Below are 4,702 nucleotides of genomic sequence, written 5' to 3'. Positions count from 1 at the left end.
CGAGCGCCGTCGAGGACGCCTGAGCGCCCGCCGTCAGCGCGACGACCGCCTCGGCCACGTTGTAGGCGATCGTGGCGGCGACGAGCAGCCGGATGCGCCGCGACAGCACCGCTCGCCGGTCGGCCCCGGGGTCGAGCCGCTGCGGCGCCGCGCTCACGACGTCGCTCCCGACGGGACGGGCTCGTCCTCGTCGACGCAGGTGCACGCGGGGTCGACCACCAGGACGAGGTCGACCAGGCTCTCCAGTGCGACGCCGATGCGGGCGTCGGCGAGCTCGTAGCGGGTGCGACGTCCCTCGGGGATCGTCACGACGAGCCCGCAGCCGCGCAGGCACGCCAGGTGGTTCGACATGGCCTGACGGGACACGCCCAGGGACTCGGCGAGGTCGGCCGGGTAGGACGGCGCGTCCCGCAGGGCGAGGAGCACCCGGGCGCGGGTCGGGTCGGACAGGGCGTGCCCGAACCGCGCGAGGGCGCCGGTGGAGGTCGAGAGCTGCACCCCACGCACGATACAGCCTTCGATGTATCCATCAAGCGCTGAACGGATGTCAGGGGCCGTCAGGCCCGAGGTGGCGCCGCAGGGCCGACAGCACCGCGGCGGCGGCCGGCGAGGGATCGGGTCGCGGCCGCCAGACCACCCCCAGCATCGACTCGGTGTGGTCGGAGCGGATCTCGACGCGCACGAGGTCGTCGTCGAGGTCGGCGTGCGAGGTCGTCAGCACGCCCACGCCGAGGCCCCGGGCGACCAGTGCCCGTGCGGTGGTCGGCAGCGTCACCTCCCACGTCACGGGAGTGGGGAGGCCCTCGGCGCGCATCAACGCGTCGTACGCGGCCCGCATCCCGGTGCCGCGACTGGTGCACACGACCTCCGCGTCGAGCAGGTCGGCCGGCAGCACCGACGTCCGGGACGCCCACGGGTGGTGGCGTCCGACCACCACGGCGACGCGCTCGTGCACGGCCACCCACGACGCGAGGCCGGCCAGCGGCTCCCCGGACCAGGACACGACCGCGACGTCCAGCCGTCCGTCGGCGACCTCCTCCTGGACGGCCGACGAGACGCCCTCGCGCAGGGAGAGGTCGAGGCCGGGGTGGGCGGAGTGCACGTGCTCGAGCGCGTCGAGGAACGGCGCCCAGCCGAGCCCGGCGACGGCTCCGACGCGGACGGTGCCGCGCAGCAGGCCGAGCACCTCGCCCGCCGTGGCGTGGACGTCGGCGAGCGCGGCCAGGACCGTCCGCATGCGCTCGACGAGCAGCGTGCCCGACTCCGTGGGCCGGACCGAGCGGGGGCCGCGGTCGAACAGGGTGACGCCCAGCTCGCGCTCGAGGCGGCCCACCTGTGCGCTCACGCCCGACTGGCTGACGTGCATCGCCGCCGCAGCGGCTGTGAAGGAGCCCTCGTCGGCGATGGCGACGGCGTAGCGCAGCTGGTGGATCTCCATGAGCGCTGATGATAGTGACCATCACCATCATCTGTTGGACTGCTGGGTTGAGCCGGTTCGAGACTGGACGTCCGACCACACCGGGAGCCCACGATGACCACCACCACCGATCCTGCACCGCAGCTGACCTCACCGCTGCCGGCCCCTGGACGACGACTGGGCGCGGTGCAGCTCGTCGCGGCGGTGGTCGACGGGGTCGTGCTCTCGTCCGTGGTGGTGCACGCCACCGTCCAGCTGGCGCTCGCCCCCACCACGACCGGACGGGTGCTCGCCGCCGCCGCCGTGGTCGCGCTCCTGGTCGCGATGCCGCTCGGGCGCCTGACCGACGCGATCGGGCCTCGACGCGCGGCGGCCTGGGGCGGCGGGCTCTCCTCCCTCGCGCTCCTGGGCTACGCGCTCGCGGGGTCGGGCACCTGGTTCGCCGTCGCAGCGACGCTGTTCGTGGTGGCGCAGGCGGCGGCGGGGTCCGCCCGCCAGGCGCTGGCCGTCGCCGGGGTCGCGTCGTCGGAGCGGCTCGGTGTCCGCGCCACCATGCACACCCTGCTCAACGCCGGCCTGGGTGCGGGGACCGTGCTGGGTGCGGTGCTCGTGGCGACCGCGTCGGACCCGGGGGTCCGTGGCGCCTACGGTGTGGCCGCCGCGGTCAGCCTGCTGGCCGCTGTGACCGTGCTCGGGGTGCCGGACGCACACGACGTCGGTCCCTCGCGACGCCTCGACGACGGCGGGCTGCTGCTGGTGCTGCGCGACCGACGGTTCGCGACGGGCGCCGCGCTCGCGTCCGTCGTCCAGCTGACGATGCCGATCCTGTCGGTGCTGCTGCCGGTGTGGGTGCTCGGGCACACGACCGCGCCGACCTGGGCCGCCGGGATGGCCCTGGCGCTCAACACGGTCCTGGTCATCGCCGCGCAGCGTTCCTGGACCACGCGGCTCGTGGATGCACGCGGCACGGTCCGGTCGGCGGTCCTCGCCGCCGGGGCGTTCGTGACCGCCGGCGTCCTGCTCGCGCTGACGGCCGCGATCGAGACCCCGGTCGACGCGGCGGCGGCCGTGGCCGTCGCCGTCGCCGTGCTCACCGCCGGGGAGGTGGCCGGCGGAGCGGCGACGTGGGCCGTCGCCCTGGGTGACGTGCCCGCCGCGGCCGAGGGTCGGTACCAGTCGGCGTTCTCGATGTCGGCAACCGTGGCCCGCGTGCTCGGCCCGCTCCTCGCGCTCCCACTCGTGCTCGACGCCGCCCCAGTGGGGTGGGTCGTGCTGGCGGTCCTGATGGCCGCCGCCTGTCTGGCCGTCGCCCAGATGGCCACCCGATCGACCGACGAGAGGACCGACCGATGACCGACTACGTGCTCGTGCCCGGGATGAACCACGGCGGCTGGTGGTACGCACCGCTGGTGCAGGAGCTGGAGCGACTGGGCCACCGTGCCGTCGCCGTCACCCCCACCGGCCTGGAGGACGAGCCCCGCACAGACCGTCGCATCGTCCTCGACACCCACGTCGCCGACGTGGTGGCGGCGATCGACGCGCTCGGAGCGGCGCCCGGAGAGGTGGTCCTGGTGGGCCACAGCTACGCCGGCCTGCTCATCACCGGCGCCGCCGACGCACGGCCCGACGCCGTCCGCTGCCTGGTCTACCTCGACGCCTTCCTCCCCGAGGACGGCGACTCGTCGTGGTCGCTGACCAACGACGACGAGCGCGAGTGGTTCGTCGAGGACGCCCGTCGTCTCGGTGACGCCGTGGACCCGCTGGCGTTCTTCGACGAGCGCGCCCGACCCCACCCGGTCGGCACGCTGCTGCAGTCGCTGCGACTCGACGGCGCCTGGCGACGGGTGCCTCGCAAGCTGTACGTCGAGGCCACCGGATGGGCCACCCCCACCCCGATGCGCACGTCGATCGACCGCGCGGTCGCCGATCCCGAGGTCGAGCACGTCGCGTGGGACACGAGGCACAACGTCATGCACGACGGACCCGGACGCGTGTTGGACCTGGTGCGGGACCTCTGACCTCAGTCGCGCCGTGGCCGGTACCGCGTGCCGGTGCGGGGTCGTCGGTACGGGTCGAGTCGGGCGGGTGGGACGAACGCCGGTCTGCGGTCGTCGGTGTCGAAGGTGATGGTCCAGCCGTCGTCGTGGACGGTGCGATGGTGGAACGGGCAGAGCAGGACGCCGTCGTCCAGATCCGTGCTGCCGCCGTGTGACCAGGGTTCGCGTGCGTGGTGGGCCTCGGTCCAGGACGGTGGTCGGTCGCAGTCGGGGAACGCGCAGCCGCCGTCGCGGTGGGCCAGGGCGATCCTTTGGGCCCGGTTGAACAACCGCTGGGTGCGTCCGAGGTCGAGCGGGAGCGACGCACCGCCGAGGACCTGGGGGATGATCCCGGCGCGGCAGGCGGCCCGGCGGATCTCCCCGGCGGACATGCGCTGCCCGGTCGAGGTGGTGCCGACTCCGGTGCCGGTCGTCAGCGTGTCGAGGTCGACGTTGACCGTCACGACGAGTCCACTGCCGCCGGCGTCGGGGAGCCCGTCGGTGGGCAGGTGCTCGACCAGTGAGGTGAACGCCCGGCCCTGGCGCTGGGAGTAGCTCAAGTCCTCTTGAGCTTGGCCGTGGTCGAGGTGACGGCGGCGGGGCGCGGTGAAGCGGTCGAGGGCGTGCTTGAGCATCCAGGCCTGGGCCTCGGGGAGGCGGAATCCTCCGGTCCAGGTGCCGTCGGTCTGGTCCTGCATCCAGAACTCCGACCGGGCGTATGCGTCGCGTTCGCGGTCGCGGACGATCTGGCCCTCGTCGGCGTCGACCTCAGAGGCGGGTTTGAAGACGTCGGTGATCCGGTCGGCCCGGCGTCGCAGGTCCCGCATGGTCAGCGTCCTGGCGTCGTCGATGAGGGCCTGCTCGCACTTCTGGCGGGTGGCAGCGGGCACGTCGTCGGGGAGCCGGGTGACGGTGCGGGCGATCAGACGGGCCTGCTCCTTGGTCACCTGACCCTTGGCGAGGGCGGTCTCGGTGGTGCTCGCCGTCTCGAGGTCCTCGCCCAGGTGGACGTCGCGGGCCGCGGCGTGGCGGTCGCCACCGAACTGGCTCGCCAGCAGCGACCCGGTCGACGTCGCACCGGCCTTCTCCGCCGCACCGGAGTGGTGGACGGCCCGAGTTGACGCGGTGGCGTGTGCCGACACCTGCGCCGCGACTCGGTTCCACCGTGCCGCGAGCTGCGTCGCGTCGTCGGCCGACAGGCCCGCGTAGACCGTCAGGTCACCGTCGGCCAGGGCGCTCTCGACCGCGG

5 protein-coding genes are annotated in these 4,702 nt (G+C 74.0%); 2 read left to right on the top strand and 3 right to left on the bottom strand.

Annotated elements, in window-relative coordinates:
- Positions 1-153: 153 nt before the first annotated feature.
- Together ACI6PP_RS22880 and ACI6PP_RS22875 are read right to left on the bottom strand one after the other, a co-directional pair.
- Entirely contained in the window at positions 154-498 is a 345-nt protein-coding gene (locus ACI6PP_RS22880) for an ArsR/SmtB family transcription factor (RefSeq protein WP_421114049.1), read from the bottom strand.
- A gap of 49 nt (positions 499-547) precedes the next feature.
- Entirely contained in the window at positions 548-1,438 is an 891-nt protein-coding gene (locus ACI6PP_RS22875; protein ID WP_421114048.1) for a LysR family transcriptional regulator, read from the bottom strand.
- Between the two features lie 93 nt (positions 1,439-1,531).
- On the opposite strand from ACI6PP_RS22875, the gene ACI6PP_RS22870 reads away from it, so the two are divergent.
- Both ACI6PP_RS22870 and ACI6PP_RS22865 read left to right on the top strand, forming a co-directional pair.
- On the top strand, positions 1,532-2,770 hold the full coding sequence (locus ACI6PP_RS22870) for an MFS transporter (protein ID WP_421114046.1): 1,239 nt from the start codon (positions 1,532-1,534) through the stop codon (positions 2,768-2,770).
- The gene (locus tag ACI6PP_RS22865; protein WP_421114045.1) at positions 2,767-3,435 is read left to right on the top strand and encodes an alpha/beta fold hydrolase; all 669 of its coding nucleotides are present in this window, start codon (positions 2,767-2,769) and stop codon (positions 3,433-3,435) included. The genes ACI6PP_RS22870 and ACI6PP_RS22865 overlap by 4 nt, the downstream gene beginning before the upstream one ends.
- A 2-nt stretch (positions 3,436-3,437) precedes the next feature.
- On the opposite strand, the gene ACI6PP_RS22860 is transcribed toward ACI6PP_RS22865, so the two are convergent.
- A partial coding sequence (locus ACI6PP_RS22860) for an HNH endonuclease signature motif containing protein (RefSeq protein WP_421114044.1) occupies positions 3,438-4,702 on the bottom strand: 1,265 nt, incomplete at its 5' end.

This window comes from Solicola agrisoli, assembly GCF_049059935.1.
Lineage (GTDB): Bacteria > Actinomycetota > Actinomycetes > Propionibacteriales > Nocardioidaceae > JAURVT01.
The sequence above is the reverse complement of the archived record's forward strand: the minus strand, read 5'-3'. Positions and strand labels throughout refer to the sequence as shown.

Bases quoted from the DNA above. Each gene is read 5' to 3' on its own strand.
- ACI6PP_RS22875 (WP_421114048.1), bottom strand. From the start codon at position 1,438: ATGGAGATCCACCAGCTGCGCTACGCCGTCGCCATCGCCGACGAGGGC.
- ACI6PP_RS22870 (WP_421114046.1), top strand. From the start codon at position 1,532: ATGACCACCACCACCGATCCTGCACCGCAGCTGACCTCACCGCTGCCG.
- ACI6PP_RS22865 (WP_421114045.1), top strand. From the start codon at position 2,767: ATGACCGACTACGTGCTCGTGCCCGGGATGAACCACGGCGGCTGGTGG.